Raw genomic sequence first — 18,047 nt, forward strand, 5'->3', positions numbered from 1 at the left:
ATGAGCACATTTGATTTTCTGTTGCAGGGTCTGATGATCGCGGCCCAGCCGATGAACCTGCTTTATGCTCTGATCGGCGTTACGCTCGGAACGGCTGTCGGCGTGCTTCCCGGCATCGGCCCGGCGCTGACCGTGGCGCTGCTCCTGCCAGTGACCTACAAGCTCGATCCGGCGGGGTCGCTGATCATGTTTGCCGGGATCTATTATGGCGGCATGTATGGCGGCTCGACGACCTCCATCCTGCTCAACACACCCGGCGAAAGCGCCTCGATCGTCACCGCGCTCGAGGGCAACAAGATGGCGCGGGCCGGGCGCGGCGGGCCGGCGCTCGCGACCGCTGCCATCGGCTCCTTCGTTGCCGGCCTGATCGCCACCCTGGGGCTCGCCTTCATTGCGCCCGTCATCGTCAAGCTGGCGCTGGTCTTCGGTCCGCGCGAATATTTCGCGCTGATGGTGCTGGCTTTCGTGACGGTGTCTTCGGCCTTCGGCGATTCCACCTTGCGCGGACTGACATCGCTGTTCATCGGCTTTGCACTCGCCATTATCGGCATCGACCAGCTCACCGGCCAGGCGCGCATGAGTTTCGGTGTTCCGGATCTGCTTGACGGCGTCGAAGTGACGACGCTTGCCGTCGCCATGTTCGCCATCGGCGAATCCCTCTACATCGCCGCGCAAGGCAATCGCGGACCCGACAAGGTCGAGGCGGTCAAGGGCTCCGTCTGGATGACGGCCCAGGATTGGGCACGGTCCTGGAAGGCCTGGCTGCGCGGAACGCTGATCGGCTTCCCGATCGGCGCCATGCCGGCGGGCGGCGCCGAAATCGGCACCTTCCTGTCCTATGCAGCCGAAAAGCGCCTGACCAAATATCCGGAGGAATTCGGCAAGGGTGCGATTGAAGGCGTGGCTGGCCCGGAAGCTGCCAACAACGCATCGGCCGCTGGAACGCTCGTTCCGCTTCTGACCCTCGGCCTACCGACGACGGCGACGGCGGCGATCATGCTTGCCGGCTTCCAGCAATATGGCCTGCAACCCGGCCCACTGCTGTTCGTGACCAACCCGCAGCTCGTCTGGGGCCTGATCGCCAGCCTGCTGATCGCCAACTTCATGCTGCTGGTGCTCAACCTGCCGCTGGTCGGACTTTGGGTGAAGCTCCTCACCATTCCCAAACCATGGCTTTATGCGGGCATCCTGCTGTTTGCCACGCTCGGAACGATCGGCGCCAATCCATCGGTCTTCGAACTCGGCATGCTGCTCGCCTTCGGCGTTCTTGGCTATGTCATGCGGATTTTCGGCTATCCGATCGCGCCGGTCGTGGTGGGCCTGATCCTTGGACCGCTGGCCGAACAGCAGCTTCGGCGAGCCCTAGCCATCAGCCAGGGCGATGTCACAGTGCTGTTCACCTCGCCGATCTCGGCGGTATTGCTGCTGATCGCCGCTGCGGCGCTGGTCGTGCCGTTGATCCTGAGGGCTCGCGGGCGCGGTGAAACCTTGTCGCAGCTTGCCGCCAACGAGGATTAACGCCTCTCACAGAATCATCAAAGAGAGGCCCGGTTAACCGGGCCTTTTCTGTTTGCATGGCTGAGATGTTCTATTGTGCATTGTGAAGGCGGATATGGAGGGCCATTTGAGGCCTATCGAATTTAGTAGAAAGTGAACAAATCCAATGTCCGTCTCCAGAAAAGCGCGTAACTTCTTCAGCGATGCCATCGCCATCTTCAGTGCGGCATCAGCTTCCGCCGCTGCGGTCGAAGGCAGCCGCCGCCCGCGCGACCGCGATCTCTATACGCTTGGTATCGACCCGGCGAACTTTCGCGACGTAAAGCGCGGCTGAACCGAAAGAATCGGCGGCGACATCAGTATCGGGTTAAACGCGAACTCTCCCCTTTTCAGTTCGCCGGGGCAGATCGCGAAAATGGCCGCCAGCCAAGTTGATGCAGCGTTGTCAGGTCCTCGTGATCGCGCAGGTGGACTTCAATTACAAATTGATACTTTAGTAATATAAAGCAAGACAAAGAGCCCACTTTGCGCACCGATCGAAAGATAAAGCACATAAAAGTGGTCTTTCATCTTTTTTTCAACCATTCGCTTTAGACTCAAGATCTTCGTTTCTGAACATGCAGGGTTCCATGAAGATCTTTTCGCGCTTCGGTATTACAAAGACAATCACCCTGACGACGGTCTTGATCCTGATCGCGGCGCTCGCCGCGGTGTCCTGGGTCATTTCCAACGGCATTGCCAGCCGTATTCAACAACAGGCAATCGCCAGCCAAAACACCAGCCTGCGCACCGCGGCCACTATCGTCGAGCGCGACCTGCCGGGTACCAGGGTAAGCTGGGGCAAGGATGGCAATGTCGAGCGCATCGTCACCGACGCGATACCAAAGGAATTCGCCGATCACAGCATGATCGACGCTATCGGCCGCATGACCGGCCAGACGGCGACGCTTTTCGCCTGGGATCCGGAGAACAAGGATTTCTGGCGCCGCACGACCAACATCGTCAAGGCGGACGGCAACCGCGCCGTCGGCACCGCGCTCGGCCAGCAGGGCGCCGTCTATCCTTTTGCCACCAAGGGCGAAGCCTATCGTGGCGAGGCCGTTATCCTCAACGTCCCTTACTATACCATCTATCAGCCGATCTTCTCGCCCAAGGGTGATGTCATCGGTATTCTCTATGCGGGTGTCCGTGCCGCGGAAATCAACGGCATTGCTAGCGAAATGGTCTATGCCATAGGCACCACGGCGTTGATCGTCCTGGTCATCGCGGCGGGCCTCATTGCTCTTTTCGTTCGCCAGATCGTCGGTGCCCTTCCCCGCCTGACCGCCGTGGCCAACAGCCTTGCGACCGGCCATCTTGAAACAGTCGTCCCGCATCAGGACCTGAAGAACGAGATCGGGGCGCTCGCTCGCTCCATCAATGTCTTCCGCGAAAGCGCCGTGCAGAAGATCGAGATCGAACGCACAGCCGCGGAAGCCGTCACCGAGCGCGAACGTGAACGCCAGGAGCGCGACGCCGCAAAGGCCGAGGACACCCGCGCCGTTCAGCAGGCTGTCGACGTACTCGCCGGCTGTCTGCACCAATTGAGCAACGGCGATCTGACAGTCCGCATCGAGCAGCCTTTCGCCGGCAATCTCGACGTCCTCCGAATGGACTTCAACAACTCAATCGAGAAGCTCTCCTCCACGCTGGCCGAATTGCGCAACGAAACCGCCGGTATCGAGGCAAGCTCTGCCGAAATGCGTGCTGCGACCGACGATTTGTCGAAGCGTACCGAGCAACAGGCTTCCTCGCTGGAAGAGACCTCGGCGGCACTTGAGGAAATCACCACGACCGTGCGCGCCTCCTCCTCCAAGGCCGACGAAGCGGCAGACATGGCCCGCCGCGCGCAGATCAGCACCGAAAGCTCAAGCAAGATCGTTTCCGATGCCGTCGAGGCCATGGGGCGCATTGAGCAGGCGTCGAACGAAATCAGCAAGATCATCAACGTCATCGATGAGATCGCATTCCAGACCAACCTGCTGGCGCTGAATGCCGGTGTTGAGGCGGCGCGTGCCGGCGAAGCCGGCAAAGGCTTTGCGGTCGTGGCACAGGAAGTCCGCGAACTGGCCCAGCGCTCCGCAAGCGCCGCCAAGGACATCAAGGTGCTGATCAGCAAGTCGGGTCAGGCCGTTGCCGGCGGTGTGTCGCTGGTCCGCGAGACCGGCAAGGCGCTTAGCGAAATTTCCCAGCAGGTCAATCACATCAACGGCCATATCGCGGCGATAGCCACGGGCGCCCGCGAACAGTCGTCTGGCCTTGGCGAGATCAACAGCGCCGTCAACCAGATGGACCAGTTCACCCAGAAGAACGCGGCAATGGTCGAAGAGGCGACCGCTGTCACGCATCGCCTCGCCGACAGCGCCCGTGCTCTGGCTGACATGATCGGCCAATTCCGCATGGCCGATCAGGGCGGACACGTCCCGGCGGCTTTCATGGCACCCCCCGTTCCGACCTATGCCCCGGTCCGCCGCTCGGCGCCGCCGAACACGCGTGCCACGGCACCGCGTCCGGCGGAAACTTCCGCACGTCCGGTCGCCTCGCCGGCCCGCAGGATGGTTGGCAATCTCGCCAGGGCCTTCAACGGTGGATCGAGCGCACCGGCTGCAAACTCCAGCGCCGACAATTGGGAAGAATTCTGATCTTCAGCTGACTGGGTGCGCGACGGTCTCAAGCTGTCACGGTGCACGCCGAAAAGCGTGCACCGTAATCGCCTCGACAAATAGGCTTGCTCCGCATGAAGGCTTCGTCATTCCTTCACCGCGCCCGTCATCGACGAAACGTAGTAGTCGACGAAGAAGGAATAGAGAAGGACGACCGGCAGCGAACCGAATAGCGCGCCGGCCATCAGCGAACCCCATTCGAAGACATCGCCGCGCACCAGTTCCGTCAGAACGCCGACCGGAATGGTCTTGTTTTCCGAGGACTGGATGAAGGTGAGCGCATATATGAACTCGTTCCAGGAGAGCGTGAAAGCGAAGATGCCCGCCGATATCAGCCCGGGCACGGCGAGCGGGAGGATGATCTTCATAAGGATCTGCCACCGGCTGGCGCCATCGACCAGCGCGCTTTCTTCCAGCTCGAAGGGTATCGACCTGAAATAGCCCATCAGCAGCCAGGTGCAGAACGGGATGAGGAACGTCGGATAGGTGAAAATCAGAGCCAGCCTGGAATCGTAGATCCCGAGCTTGAAGACGATAAAGGCCAGGGGAATGAAAAGGATCGACGGCGGAACGAGGTAGGCCAGGAAGATCAGCAGCCCGATCGAACGTGAGCCGGTGAAACGGATGCGCTCGATGGCATAGGCGCCGAAGACGGAGGCGAGCAGTGACAGCGCCGTCGACCCGACAGCCACCAGTATCGTGTTCCAGAGCCAACCCGGATAGGAGGTCTCGAAGAACAGATATTTGATGTGATCGAGTGTCGGTTCGACGACCCAGAAGGGGCTGTAATTGTCGTAGTCGGTCAACTGCGCGTTCGGCTTGATCGCCGTTATGGCCATCCAATAGAAGGGAAACAGCAGCACGAAGACGAATACCGCCATCGGCAGATAGAGCATGACGATGCGCCGGGGCAGGCGGTTGAGATAGCTCATGCCTTCGACATTGTCGGTCAGGACCGGAGTGGCGGTGTTGATTTTGGTGTTCATGGCGTTCTCCCGATCTCAGTCCTGTCCGCCCTGCTGCCATTTGCGGCGCTGCAGACCGAAGAAGCTGAACATGATGGCGGCAAGCAGGAAGGGGATCATTGCGACCGCGATCGCCGCGCCCTCGCCGAGCTGACCGCCGGGAATGCCGCGCTGGAAGGAAAGCGTCGCCATCAGATGCGTCGCGTTGACCGGCCCCCCCTTGGTCAGCACATAGATGAGCTGGAAATCTGTAAAGGTGAACAGCACCGAGAACGTCATCACCACGGCAATGATCGGCGTCAGCATCGGCAGCGTCACATGACGGAAACGCTGCCAGCTTGTGGCGCCATCCAGGGATGCCGCCTCCTGAAGCGAAACAGGAATCGTCTGCAGGCCGGCAAGCAGCGAAATCGCCACGAAGGGAATGCCGCGCCAGACATTGGCGACGATGACCGAGATGCGCGCATTGATCGGATTGCCAAGGAAATTGATCGGGCTGTCGATCAGGCCCATCTTCATCAAAGACCATGAGATAATGGAAAACTGGGCATCGTAGATCCACCAGAATGCCAATCCCGACAGCACCGTCGGAACAACCCAGGGCAGAAGCACGATCGCCCGGAAGAACGACTTGAACGGCAGATGCTGGTTGAGAAGCAGCGCCAGCCAAAGGCCGAGCACGAATTTCAGGATGGAAGCCACGAAGGTGTAGAGCAGCGTATTGAACACCGACAGCCAGAAGACGGAATCATGGGACAGGAATTCGTAGTTTTCCAATCCGACGAAATTGCCCGTGCGCCCGATCCGCGTGTCGGTGAAACCGAGCCAGACCCCAAGTCCGAGCGGATAGGTCAGAAAACAGACCAGAAAAATGGCGGCCGGCAACATGAAGAGGAAGCCGAGCATGTTGTTGTTTCGCATGAGCGATCTGATCGGACTGCGCGTCGTATCCCCGGATGTTACGGTCGACATGATATTATCTCCTGATGGGCGGTCGCAGCATGCCGTCGCCGGCATGCTGCAGGTCTTCGCGCGGGATCAAACCCTGTAGTAACGGTTCGCCCGGCGCTCAGCTTCCTTCATCGCATCCTCCGGAGTCATCTGGCCGGTCACGGCGGCGGCGAACATGTCGACGAGCACATAATCGGCCATCACGCCTGCCGATGCATAGCCCAGGGGACCGGCATAGCCGTTCGGGCGCAGCGTTTCCGACGCGCGGGCATAGGGCGCATGCACCGGGTCGGCGGTCCAGACTGGGTTGTTGGCAAAGGCCTTCAAGGGTTGGCAGCAATAGGCGCTTGATCCCTGGATCCAGGCGTTCATCTGGTCGCCTTCCATCATGAACTTGATATAGGCCTTGGCGGCTTCCGGATATTTGGTATGGCTGAAGAGAAGCAACGAGCTCGTCTGGTGCAGCTCGACGCTCTTGCCGATGGGGCCGATCGGGAAGTTGGTGGTCCGGATATCGGCCGCGATCTCGGCGAGTTTCGGATCTTTCTTCGCCGCATAATAGACCGACACGCCGTTTGCGATCAGCGACACCTGCCCGGCAAGGAAGGCCCGGTTGTTGTTGATGTCCTGCCAGCTTTCCGTGCCGGGGATGAAGGTGGCGTAAAGGTCCTTCGCATAATGAATGGCCGCCAGCGTCTCGGGGCTGTTGATCGTCACCTTGCCGCTTTCATCCACCATCTTGCCGCCATGACTCCAAAGCAGCCAATGGGCGTAGTTGTTGCCGTCGCCGACGGCCTTGCCGTGCGGGAATCCGGCGGGTGTGCCCTTGGCCTTCATTGCCTTGCAAAGCTCGAGAAAGCCGGCGGTGTCCTTGGGGAATTCGCTGAAGCCCGCAGCCTTAACGTGGCTGTCGCGATAGACGACGGCATTGCCGATCGCCGTCAACGGCATGGCGATGAACTTATCGCCGCGAGTTGCATAGCCGCGCACGCCGTCATACCAGCCGCCGTACTTGTTGCCGAGATAGGTGGCAAGTTCCGTCAGGTCGACCAGCTTGTCGGGGTACTGGTGAGCATCGTCGAACCAGCACATCACCATGTCGGGGCCGGAACCGACATTGGCCGCGACAGCCGCCTTCGGCCGGATGTCCTCCCAGCTCTCCTTGTCGACGCGAACCTCGACGCCCGTCGCCTCCGTGAACTTCTTGGTATTGGCGATCCAGGCATCCTCGTCTCCCTTGACGAAGGGCGTCCAGCGAAGAAGCCTGAGACTGGCGCCCTTTTCGGGCGTGTAGGCGGGTTCGGCCTGGGCGAATGCCGGGCGCATGCCGAACGGCGAAAGGCCGGCGATACCGGCTGCTGCCGCCGATGCGGCAAGAAAGTCACGTCTCTTGAATGTCATGATATTCTCCTCCTTTGAAAACGGGAGCAAATCCCCCGACGCCCACCTTCCCGCTTGGTGAACGACGACCATCGCATCCGAGCCTGCCGGATGCTTCCGCATCGACGGACAAGCGGGAAGACTCCTCTTCTTCCCCCTCACCGTTGAAGCGGCATCAGATACTCAATCGCTGCCCGCCTTCGGCGTCGAAGAGATGGACGTGCGGCACATCGATGGCAATGCGCAGCGTATCGCCGGGTCGGGCATCGATCCGCTCCCGGAAGATGCAGTTGACGTCGCTGCCGCCAAACCGGACAATCATCTGCGTCTCGTAGCCGGTCGGCTCAATCACCGTGATTTCCGCCGGCAGACCGTTGGGGTCGAGCGCAATATATTCCGGACGCAGCCCATAGACGAGGTCACGACCCTTCGCGCCGGCAGGCGGGTTCGCGACCGGCAGGATGGTTCCGTCCGAGGCGATGAACTGGCTGCCGTTCTCTGGATTGAGCCGGCCCTTGATCATGTTCATCGCCGGCGAACCAATGAAACCCGCGACAAAAAGATTGGCAGGCGTGTCGTAGAGATCGAGCGGCTTTCCCACCTGCTCCACGACACCATCATGCATGACGACGATCTTGTCTGCCATCGTCATGGCCTCGATCTGATCATGCGTGACGTAGACGGTCGTGGTGCCGAGGCGTTGATGGAGTTCCTTGATCTCCGCGCGCATGGCAACTCGGAGCTTGGCATCAAGGTTGGAGAGCGGTTCGTCGAAGAGGAATACCTGCGGATCGCGCACGATCGCCCGGCCCATGGCGACACGCTGGCGCTGACCACCCGAGAGCTGACGCGGATAGCGGTCGAGAAGCTTGGTAAGGCCCAGGATTTCCGCGGCCTTGTTGACCCGCTGATCCATGTCGGCTTTCGGCGAGCGTTTGAGCATCAGCGAGAAAGCCATGTTCTGCGCCACCGACATATGCGGATAGAGCGCATAGTTCTGAAATACCATCGCTATGTCGCGGTCGCCCGGCGGGATGCCGTTGACGGCACGATTGCCGATCCGGATTTCGCCGGCGGAAATATTCTCGAGCCCGGCCAGCATTCTCAGAAGCGTGGATTTTCCGCATCCGGACGGCCCGACCAGGATCACGAACTCCCCGTCCGCAATCTCGATATTCACGCCCTTGATGACCGGGAACGCCCCGAATGATTTCCTGACATCGACAAACTCGACACCTGCCATAAAAGTCCCTCCCCGAACCTGTTCCCTATTTTGGCCCCCTTCTGCCGATCGTCCCCTCCTCCGGGATATTCACCGCCAGAACGTTCGCCAAGTCCACTTCAACATTCTATCCCCTGCCGACGAGCGGCATCTTCGTCGCCATCACCGTCATGGTCAGGACATTTGCCTCCAGCGGCAGGCCCGCCATGTAGACGACTGCGCGAGCAATATGCTCCGCGGAAATCGTCGGTTCGCTGGCGATTTCCCCGTTCGCCTGCAGAACGCCCGAACTCATCCTCGCGGTCATGTCGGTTGCGGCATTGCCGATATCGATCTGGCCGCAGGCGATATCGTATGGCCGGCCGTCGAGCGCGGTCGATTTCGTAAGGCCGGTGATCGCATGCTTGGTCGCCGTATAGGGCGCGGAATTCGGCCTCGGCGTCGTCGCCGAGATCGATCCATTGTTGATGATACGGCCGCCGCGAGGCTCCTGCGATTTCATCAGCCTGAAAGCCTGCTGCGTGCACAGAAAGGCGCCGGTAAGATTGGCCGCGACCACGCCGCTCCATTGCTCGAAGGTGACGTCTTCCAGCGGGATCGCCGGAGCGCCGCTGCCGGCATTGTTGACGAGAAGATCGAGGCGGCCAAACTCGGCTTTGATCTTGCCGAAAAGGTCAGCGACCTGCTCGGCGGCGCCGATATCGCAGGCGATCGCCCGTATCGCACCGCCGGTCTCGGCGGCAAGTTCGCTGACGGCTTTTTCCAGAACATCGCTGCGGCGGCCGGTGATGACAACGGCATAACCCTCCGCGCTCAGCGCCCTGGCGATGCTGCGGCCGATGCCGGTGCCCCCGCCGGTGACGAGGGCGACCTGGGTTCTCTGTGCGGCTGCGGATTGCGGCATCTCAGATTTTCCCTCCAAGCTCATCATCGATATGGATCCTGATGATCTCATCGAAATTGGTTTCCGCCCTGAAGCCGAGGGCCGTCGCGCGCTGCGCATCGAAATCCGTCGCCCATCCGGAAACGATCGAACGGATGACGGGATCGCTCTCGCGACGAATGAGTTTGACCGCTTTTTCGCCCGCGACGCGGCGCAGAGCCTCGATCTCCTCGCCGACAAGCGCGGACAGGCCGGGCATGGTGAGATTTCGGCGCGGCCCGATCCTGCTGCTGTCGATCCGCGCGGCATAGATGAAGAAGCCGACTGCGGAGCGCGGGCTGGCAAACCAGTGCCGGACGCTCTCATCCACCGGCAGCACGGCTTCCTGATGGACAAGAGGCTCGCGCAGGATATTCGAGAAGAAGCCGGAGGCCGCCTTGTTGGGCTTGCCGGGCCGGATGCAGATCGTCGGCAGGCGAATGCCGATGCCGTCGAAGATCCCTCGCCTCGAATAATCGGAAAGCAGGAGTTCGCAGATCGCCTTCTGCGTACCGTAACTCGTCAGAGGCGTCGTGAAAAAATCGTCGCCGATCTTGTCCGGAAAGGGCTGCCCAAAAACAGCGATGGACGAAGCAAAGATGACGCGGGGATTGTAGGGCTCCTTCTGCCCCTCGTGCCGGATGGCTTCGAACAGCGAGCGCGTGCCATCGAGATTGGTGCTGTAGCCCTTGTCGAAATCCGCCTCGGCCTCGCCGGAGACGATCGCCGCGAGATGGAAGATCAGATCCGGCCGCATGCCGGAAAGCCTGACCGCGCTAGCCGCATCGGAGAGATCGACCGTCAGCACGGCGGAGATGGATGCAAGTGCCGCCGGCACCGGCGGCGCAATAACATCGACAAGCGTCAATTTGTCGATCCCGCGGCCGAGCACTTCCGCTTCCAGCCCGATCTTTTCCACCAGCTTGCGGCCGATCATGCCGGCCGCTCCGATAACCATCACATGCATATCAGTCAGATCTCCTCATGCTCGCTAGCTCGAGCCGCCTTGTCGGTGGCCAGCAGAATTTTGGTCGTTTCGTAAATGCGTGTCAGATGATGCTGGAACGCCGCAATGACGGCCTCCCGGTCATGCCGCGTAAGGGCCTCAAAAATGGATAGATGATCGCTGTAGCTCGCTTCGATGGCACCCGGCTTGGACATGGCGTTGCGCCGATAATGCATCATGTAGGTGTATAGATCGGTGACGAAAGCGGCGAGGAGCGGGTTCCCGCAGGCGCGATAGATCGCGACATGAAATTCGCGGTCGCAAATCAGGAAACGCATGGCATCGTCCCCACCGAGACGCTGCGCTTCCAAGAGCGCCTGCAGCTTTGCCAGCGACGCGTCGTCGATCCGGTCGGCGGCATCGCCGACCACCTTGAGTTCGATATGGAGACGCGCTGCGTGAACCGATTCCAGATCGTAGCTGTCGATGGCGTTGGGAGAGGCGATCGTCACCGTAATGTGGCTGAGATCGACCTTGCAGACGCGGCTGCGGCTGCCATGCGAAACCTCGATAATGCCCTGCCCAGCAAGCGTCTGGATAGCGCCGCGCACCGTTTCGCGGCTGACATGGAGAACATTGGCCAGTTCGCGTTCGCCCGGCAATTCGTCGCCCGGCCGCAACATGTTGGTGGCGATCAGCACCATCAGCTTTTCGGCGATGACGTCACGCGCCGTCCGGCGGGCGAGGCTCCGCGCGATATTCGGTACCTCCATTAAAATAGGACTTTCGTCCATCGCGCCCTCCGGTCCACTGGTTGGTCCAGCAGATCAGTTTATTAAGGGTTGTGAAGTGAAATCCGTCAAGACGATTTCGTCGCCGCAGCGCAACAGAAATTGGGGAAATTCCCCTGCACTGCCGCAATCTGAGCGGGAATGAGGGTGGCGTGGCGCCGCTCTTTGATGAGGCTGATCTATGCCTTGCTTCTTTAAATTAAGGTCAGCCCGTCGACCATGATCGATGCTTGTGCCGATTTGACTTTAGTTTTCATCCGCCGGTTTCAGCAACTTGATGTAGTTCGCCTCCGTCACGCTATCTATCGGAAACATACACTCGACCCTCAGTTCCTGCGTCATAATCGTCTGTGCGGTGCCTACGGTTGTGACGAGCGAGAAAAAGCTCAGGACCTGGCCACTGGTAACAAATGACAGCGGGATGACGGGTGCGCTGCCGGTGGCCATGGATAGTTTCCAGGCGTCATCCACGTCCGGATATGCCAGAAGAGCGTCGATAAGCGCCTTGGTGCGGGCATCAATAAAACGGCCAACGGATTCTCTGAACACGCGCGCCAGCAAGCTCCGAGCGGTTTCCTCCCAATTCGGGATAAACGGCCGCAGGCCTTGCGGATCAAACATCAAGTGGAGGAGATTGCGCGGCTTCTCGCGAGCCGAGACATCAATAAACAGATTGAAGAAGCGCGACGTCGCGTCATTGCTCATGAGAACATTCCAGTAGCGATCCATCACGACCGCTGGAAAAGGCTCATGCTGTGCGAGCATGCGCTTGAGGGCATCCGTGACGCCTTTGACTTCAAGATCCTCGATGCCGCAGTCAGCGTAGATTGGGGCATAGCCAGCTGCCAGCAACAATGCATTACGCTCGCGGAACGGCACATCCAGGGCATCCGCGAGATGGAGAAGATTGTGACGGCCGGGGGTGCTTCGGCCGCTTTCGATGAAGCTGATCTGACGTTGCGAGATGCCCGTATCAAGCGATAGGTCAAGCTGGCTTTTTCCGCGCATGCCGCGCCAGGCTCGCAACTGAGGTCCAAGTTCGTTGGGCACTCTGCCCAAATGACTGTGCTCAGGTCTCATACTGTAACAATCTCCCCTGAACGCTGCCGATCGGCGGCGGGAGTGAGCACCCGCCGCCGCCGATACAGATCAAAACGCAACGGGACCGACGGACCCGAACCAGTGGCGTACCTTGTCAGGCTCTTTCTCGTCCATGTAAAAGAAATGGGTCATGACCGGCCGGATAACAGGCTTGGAATGGTCGTTGGGTGTCATTGTCACCGTCCCGTGAAACACTTTGAGCGAGCCGCCGTCCCAATATTCCGCGACATCGTGCAGAGCAGTAAAGCCGGTATCGATGAAGGCACGCAGGTTCTCGCGAATGACCTCGCGCCCCTTCCAGCTAGCGACACCCAGATGGCAGGTGGCATCCCTTGCGAAGCAATCAAAGCCTTTGCCAAAGGTCTTGTCATCGATCTCCTTCCAGAAGGCCAACAACCATTCCGGCGCTTCACTTTTGGTGAAAGTCATAGACGTCATTACCAGTCTCCTCAGCCGACCTCCCGAGTAACGCGCTTGTGGGTAAGCTGCGATCAAGGCCGGCGTTTTCGTTATAAGGATTGGATGCTCCTCCTGCGGGAAGACGGCCTCTGATTACCCTTGCAGCGGCGTCCCCTCAATTACACGCGATGTAATGGCAAAGCGGATAGCCAGGATGCCGGAGATCAACCCGGTCGTGGTTCGCGGGACAATGGCCGAATTGCGTCAAACGGGATGTGCGACGGGCCGGACCGGCTTGTTGAACACGCGTTGAGCTCCGAGGGAGCTCGGTTTTCGCATCCGCGCCAGTCGGTTGTCGACTATACTATATATGGCTGATCACCGCAGCGAATAGCCGAGTGGCTGTGAACGCCAGTCACAATAGCTGTGTCAGATTCGGGATATCAGACCCGGTTGTAATCGTCGCTGAGCCGGATGATGTCGTTCTCGTCGAGGAGCTCGCCATATTGGATCTCGATGAAAACCAGCGGTGTATCGCCGGTGCATGATGCCCGGTGCGTTGCCTTGAGCGGAATATCAACCGTGTGCCCGAGTTGCAGAGAGTGTTCGGTTCCGTCGATCTCGGCAATGCCATGTCCCGAAACGGCGGTCCAACGCTCCGAGCGATGGTTGTGATACTGCAGCGACAGCCGCTCGCCGGGGTTCACGACAATGCGTTTGACGACGTGGCGATCACCGATATCGAGCACATGCCATGTGCCCCAGGGGCGCTGATCGTTGTCACCTACCTTATAAAGACTTCCAGATTCCAATGAAATTTCCTTTGCAAAAAGTCGATCGGCCGCAATGTAGTCGAAAAGTATGGGTGGGCTTCATTCAACCTTGAGGGCGCTTACGATAGTGACCCGCTATGCGAGGCCGTGCCGTGCCGTGGTGCCGACTCGTGATCATCCGCGCACCAAAGCAGTGAACAATGCCCGGAAGCTTGTACCGGGCATTGTTCATTTCTGATTGATGGTTAAGTGGTCACAAGGCCGGGATGCTCGGAAGACCTGGGAGGCCACCAAGAAGGCCACCGAGGGAACCGACGACAAGCCCTGGTGTCAGGGCGATACCGGTGTAGGCCCCTGCTACAAGTGCCGCAGCACCTTGGCCAAGAAGGGCGCCGCCTACGATGAAGTCGTGATAGGCGTCATCAAAAGTTACGCCGCCGGAGACCGCATCGATTTCATCGCTGCTTAGGGAACGGAGGGTCATTTCAGACATGATAGTTTCCTTTAAGCTAGGGTTGAATTGCAATACAGATGATCATTGTAGTTGTATTGCCGCGTTGTTATTGCCCAGTATATCCATAGAGTCAATATATTTAATTTAACAGAATGTAATATTAAAGATAAACATAAAAGATATACTATCAAATCATTGTGGGACAACGATTTAATTTACAAAAATGTTGAATTGTTCTTCGATGTATACTATTAATTATAACGGTTGGTATTATCAATACACATCTCGCCAATGCGGTACGAAAAGCGAAAAGGGCGCCATGGTTTATCTTGCGTTGAAGATTTCGCTCAATACACGCAAAGAGATCATCGATGATGGGCTCGCAATCTCAACAGTAGCAAACCCACGGCTGGCGGGCAGACATGAGTGAAGGTCCCTCTTTGTTCCGTCGCGAGTCATTGGAAGCCAGGGATCTTGCCTGGCTTGGCCAGCCGACTGTCCTGAGGAGCATACCCACCACAGCCGTGGCGATCGTGTCAGCGGTTATTGCCGTTGCCATTGTCCTGCTCCTGGTGTTCGGCAACTACACGAGACGGGTGCGTGTCTCCGGTGTGATGCTCCCGACAGAAGGGCTGACACGCATCGCGGCCCCTGGTTCGGGATGGCTTACCCAACAATTCGTCAAGGACGGTGAAAGAGTGCTCAGCGGCGCACCGCTCTATGTGGTGAGTTTTGACAGCACGACATCGCTCGGCAACACGCAAGATGTCATCAACCAGCTGTTGAGGACGAAGCGCGACGAGCTTCGCGCTGAGATCGATCGACGGGAAAAGATGGTGGTCAAGGAAAAGGACAGCCTCCAGAACCAACAGGAGAATCTGACACGAGAGATAAAACAGGCCGACTACCAGATCGACCTTGCCGAGCAGTTCACGAAGACGCTCCTTGACTATGCCGAGAGTCAAAAGAATCTGATGACACAAGGGATTTCAATCTCACAACAATTTGAGAGCCGCCTGCAATCTTATATGATTCAAAAAGTTAACCTGGAAAGTTTGAGAAAGCAGCGCATTGAACTCGACTCGGAATTGAGCAAGGTTCACGATCAACTGGCAAGCTTCGAACTACGGTCAGCTTCCGAAATCGGAGAATGGAGCCGCCAGCTTGTCGATATCGAGCGTCAGATCGCCGATGGCGAATCCCGCCGCGCCATTCAGATCACGGCGCCGCGGAGTGGCGTAATTACCTCGGTCATCACGCAAGTCGGACAAACTGTGTCCACCGGCACACCCCTCCTTACGATCATGCCCGACGATGCGGAGCTAGAGGCCCAATTGCTGGCTCCGAGCGATGCCATCGGCTTCCTGCATGAGGGCGAAAAGGTGCTGCTGCGCTACGCCGCTTTCCCCTATCAGAAGTTCGGCCAATATGCCGGCGTGGTTTCCCAGATATCACGCGCACCTCTCAGGCAGGACGAGATGAAGCTGCTGGTCGATGGCGGCGCCGCAGTGCCCTCCTCGACGGGGGTCTATCGCGTTACCGTGCGCCCAGCATCTCCCGTCGTGACAACTTACGCCCGCAAGGTGCCGCTGCAGGCGGGGATGCAGGTCGAGGCACATATCCTCGTCGAGACACGCCCTCTCTACCAGTGGGTGTTCGAGCCACTCTATGGCCTTTCGGAAATGCTGACTTCTAGCGGGACAAAACAATGATGCGTTCGGATCTTGCAAGGCGCGTGCTTGGTGGTGGCACCAGCCGCACGCCAGTCATCATCCAGGCCGAGGCGGCCGAATGCGGCCTCGCTTGCATGGCCATGATGGCCAGCCATTACGGACACGTCCTGGACCTGCCGGCCATGCGGCGGCGTTTCGCCGCGTCCTTGAAAGGAATGACGCTTCGGGACCTCCTGAAGGTCGGCACTGGCCTCGAACTGGCAACCCGCGCCGTTCGTCTGGAGCTCTCGGATCTGGGACAATTGCGGCTGCCATGCGTCCTGCATTGGGATCATAATCATTTTGTCGTTCTTACGCGTGTCGGGGTGCGCGGCGTCACCATTCACGACCCGGCGACCGGCCGCCGGACGATCCCGTTTCCTGAAGTTTCCAAGCACTTCACCGGCGTTGCGCTCGAGGCATGGCCGACCGAGCGTTTCACGGTGAAGAACGAGCGCGAGCGGGTTCACATCACCGAGATAATCAAGCGCACCTCGGGTCTGGGCCGGGCGGCGGTCCAGATCCTTGCAATCTCGGTGCTGCTGGAGATCATCACCATTGCCATGCCGATTGGCTTCCAGCTGGTGATCGACGAAGTCGTCGTTGCCGCAGATTATGATCTCCTGACCCTGATTGCGCTCGCCTTCGGCCTGCTTTTGATCCTGCAAGTCCTAGCGGGCTTCGTCCGGTCGTGGTCGACGATGCTGATCGGCTCGAGCCTCATCCTGCAATGGAAGGCGAGCCTGTTCGATCACTTAATGCGGCTGCCGCTCAGCTATTTTGAGAAACGGCACGTTGGAGATGTCGTTTCGCGTTTCGGCTCGCTCGACTCGATTCGCCAGACGCTGACGACGAACGCGATTACGGCGCTGCTCGATGGAGTAATGTCGGTCGCTCTGGTCGTCATGATGTGGCTCTACGGTGGTTGGTTGGTGGCGATCGCTCTCGCGGCCGTAGGCCTCTATGCCCTGGTCAGGTTTCTGACCTACACGCCTTATCGGGGCTTGTCGGAAGAGGCGATCGTCTATTCGGCCCAGGAGAATTCCCATTTCATGGAAAGCGTACGTGGTATGGCAAGTCTCAAGGTTCTTAACCTTGAGGAGCGCCGCCGCGGTGTCTGGATCAACCATCTGGTTGACCGGATCAACGCCAATCTGCGCTTACAGAAATTCGACACCGTCTTTCAAAGCGCCAGCCGGCTGCTCTTCGGCATCGACCGCATCCTGATTATTTATTTCGGAACCCACTGGATCCTCGACGGCGACATGTCGGTCGGCGTGCTGATGGCGTTCCTCGCATACAAGGATCAGTTCACGTCACGCATGGACAGCTTTATTTCCACGGCACTGCAACTGCGCATGCTTTCCCTGCACGGAGAACGCATTGCCGATATAGCACTTGCAAAACCAGAGGAAGTCATGCGAGCCACCGCTACGGTGGAGCCAGAACAGCCTCCCGTGGAGACCGGCCGGCTGGAGGTCAAGAGTATCAGCTTCCGTTATGCCGATAACGAACCGGAGGTGCTGTCACGGATCAGCCTGACAATCAACGCTGGCGAATGTGTCGGGATCGCGGGTCCGTCGGGAGCTGGCAAGACGACCTTGCTCAAGATCTTGGCGGGCCTGATATTGCCGAACGAGGGACAAGTCAGGATCGACGGGAGAGCGTTGTCGGCGGTGGGATTGGCAGCTTATCGGGACACGGTCGGTTGCGTCCTCCAGGACGACCGGCTTTTCGCCGGCTCGATCGCCGAGAATATCTGCGGATTCGATCCGGTGCCCAACCTGCCTGGGGTCCGGCAATGTGCGATGCTGGCCTCAATTCACGATGAAATTCTCAAGATGCCCATGGGGTATGAAACATTTGTCGGCGACATGGGCAGCACCCTGTCGGGCGGCCAGCGGCAGCGCATAGTCTTGGCGAGAGCTCTTTATCGGCGACCGTCCGTGCTGCTTCTCGATGAAGCGACCAGTCATCTCGATCCGGAAAACGAGGCCGCCATCAACACCGCGGTTCGTCGTCTTTCCATCACGCGTGTCATTATCGCACATCGGCCATCGACCCTTGCCATGGCCGACCGCGTGATTGATATCCGCAGTCTTACGGGTAATCGGGAAGATGCCACAACAAAACTTCAAGCTGAAACCTGATCAGCCATCGGGTGACGGATATTAAGCGCGCCGGGTTGATCGGAGGCCTGTCGGTTTAAGTCATGCGGCCATGGCCGATAGG

16 protein-coding genes are annotated in these 18,047 nt (G+C 59.0%); 5 read left to right on the top strand and 11 right to left on the bottom strand.

Annotation, left to right across the window (positions count from 1 at the left end; all coding sequences use genetic code 11):
- From EX00_RS28080 to EX00_RS28085, 3 genes are all read left to right on the top strand, one after another.
- Entirely contained in the window at positions 1 to 1,518 is a 1,518-nt protein-coding gene (locus tag EX00_RS28080; RefSeq protein ID WP_047465287.1) for a tripartite tricarboxylate transporter permease, read from the top strand.
- A gap of 145 nt (positions 1,519 to 1,663) precedes the next feature.
- Complete coding sequence (locus EX00_RS31825; protein ID WP_202903784.1) at positions 1,664 to 1,831, top strand: hypothetical protein; 168 nt, start codon at positions 1,664 to 1,666, stop codon at positions 1,829 to 1,831.
- 295 nt (positions 1,832 to 2,126) lie between these two features.
- Positions 2,127 to 4,178, top strand: a complete 2,052-nt coding sequence (locus tag EX00_RS28085) for a methyl-accepting chemotaxis protein (protein ID WP_047465290.1) — start codon at positions 2,127 to 2,129, stop codon at positions 4,176 to 4,178.
- A gap of 107 nt (positions 4,179 to 4,285) precedes the next feature.
- Here the strand turns inward: EX00_RS28085 and EX00_RS28090 are convergent, their stop codons facing one another.
- The 11 genes from EX00_RS28090 to EX00_RS31590 all read right to left on the bottom strand — a co-directional run bounded on the left by EX00_RS28090 (position 4,286) and on the right by EX00_RS31590 (position 14,142).
- Positions 4,286 to 5,185, bottom strand: a complete 900-nt coding sequence (locus tag EX00_RS28090) for a carbohydrate ABC transporter permease (RefSeq protein WP_047465292.1) — start codon at positions 5,183 to 5,185, stop codon at positions 4,286 to 4,288.
- Positions 5,186 to 5,200: 15 nt separating this feature from the next.
- Entirely contained in the window at positions 5,201 to 6,136 is a 936-nt protein-coding gene (locus EX00_RS28095) for a carbohydrate ABC transporter permease (protein WP_047465295.1), read from the bottom strand.
- A 66-nt stretch (positions 6,137 to 6,202) separates the two neighbouring features.
- Positions 6,203 to 7,516 carry an ABC transporter substrate-binding protein gene (locus EX00_RS28100; RefSeq protein ID WP_047465297.1) on the bottom strand — a complete coding sequence of 438 codons (1,314 nt, stop codon included), beginning with the start codon at positions 7,514 to 7,516 and terminating at the stop codon, positions 6,203 to 6,205.
- Positions 7,517 to 7,670: 154 nt separating this feature from the next.
- On the bottom strand, positions 7,671 to 8,738 hold the full coding sequence (locus EX00_RS28105) for an ABC transporter ATP-binding protein (protein WP_047465300.1): 1,068 nt from the start codon (positions 8,736 to 8,738) through the stop codon (positions 7,671 to 7,673).
- 106 nt (positions 8,739 to 8,844) lie between these two features.
- A complete protein-coding gene (locus EX00_RS28110; RefSeq protein ID WP_047465302.1) occupies positions 8,845 to 9,621 on the bottom strand; it encodes an SDR family oxidoreductase in 777 nt (258 codons plus the stop codon).
- A 1-nt stretch (position 9,622) separates the two neighbouring features.
- Positions 9,623 to 10,606, bottom strand: coding sequence for a D-erythronate dehydrogenase (gene denD, locus EX00_RS28115; RefSeq protein WP_047465304.1), 984 nt, complete (start codon positions 10,604 to 10,606; stop codon positions 9,623 to 9,625).
- A 5-nt stretch (positions 10,607 to 10,611) separates the two neighbouring features.
- Positions 10,612 to 11,379, bottom strand: coding sequence for a FadR/GntR family transcriptional regulator (locus EX00_RS28120; RefSeq protein WP_047465306.1), 768 nt, complete (start codon positions 11,377 to 11,379; stop codon positions 10,612 to 10,614).
- Between the two features lie 243 nt (positions 11,380 to 11,622).
- Entirely contained in the window at positions 11,623 to 12,456 is an 834-nt protein-coding gene (locus EX00_RS28125; RefSeq protein WP_047465307.1) for a helix-turn-helix domain-containing protein, read from the bottom strand.
- Between the two features lie 69 nt (positions 12,457 to 12,525).
- Positions 12,526 to 12,915, bottom strand: a complete 390-nt coding sequence (locus EX00_RS28130) for a nuclear transport factor 2 family protein (RefSeq protein ID WP_047465309.1) — start codon at positions 12,913 to 12,915, stop codon at positions 12,526 to 12,528.
- A gap of 404 nt (positions 12,916 to 13,319) precedes the next feature.
- Positions 13,320 to 13,688, bottom strand: a complete 369-nt coding sequence (locus EX00_RS28135) for a phosphomannose isomerase type II C-terminal cupin domain (protein ID WP_047453647.1) — start codon at positions 13,686 to 13,688, stop codon at positions 13,320 to 13,322.
- A 214-nt stretch (positions 13,689 to 13,902) separates the two neighbouring features.
- Positions 13,903 to 14,142: a hypothetical protein gene (locus EX00_RS31590; protein ID WP_155294147.1), complete on the bottom strand. Its 240-nt coding sequence runs from the start codon at positions 14,140 to 14,142 to the stop codon at positions 13,903 to 13,905.
- A 383-nt stretch (positions 14,143 to 14,525) separates the two neighbouring features.
- On the opposite strand from EX00_RS31590, the gene EX00_RS28145 reads away from it, so the two are divergent.
- Together EX00_RS28145 and EX00_RS28150 are read left to right on the top strand one after the other, a co-directional pair.
- On the top strand, positions 14,526 to 15,815 hold the full coding sequence (locus tag EX00_RS28145) for an HlyD family secretion protein (protein ID WP_080761342.1): 1,290 nt from the start codon (positions 14,526 to 14,528) through the stop codon (positions 15,813 to 15,815).
- Positions 15,812 to 17,965, top strand: a complete 2,154-nt coding sequence (locus EX00_RS28150) for a peptidase domain-containing ABC transporter (RefSeq protein ID WP_052210982.1) — start codon at positions 15,812 to 15,814, stop codon at positions 17,963 to 17,965. The genes EX00_RS28145 and EX00_RS28150 overlap by 4 nt, the downstream gene beginning before the upstream one ends.
- Positions 17,966 to 18,047 lie beyond the last annotated feature (82 nt).

Origin of the sequence: Martinezella rhizogenes (assembly GCF_000799715.1) — a bacterium.
Taxonomy (GTDB): domain Bacteria; phylum Pseudomonadota; class Alphaproteobacteria; order Rhizobiales; family Rhizobiaceae; genus Rhizobium; species Rhizobium rhizogenes_C.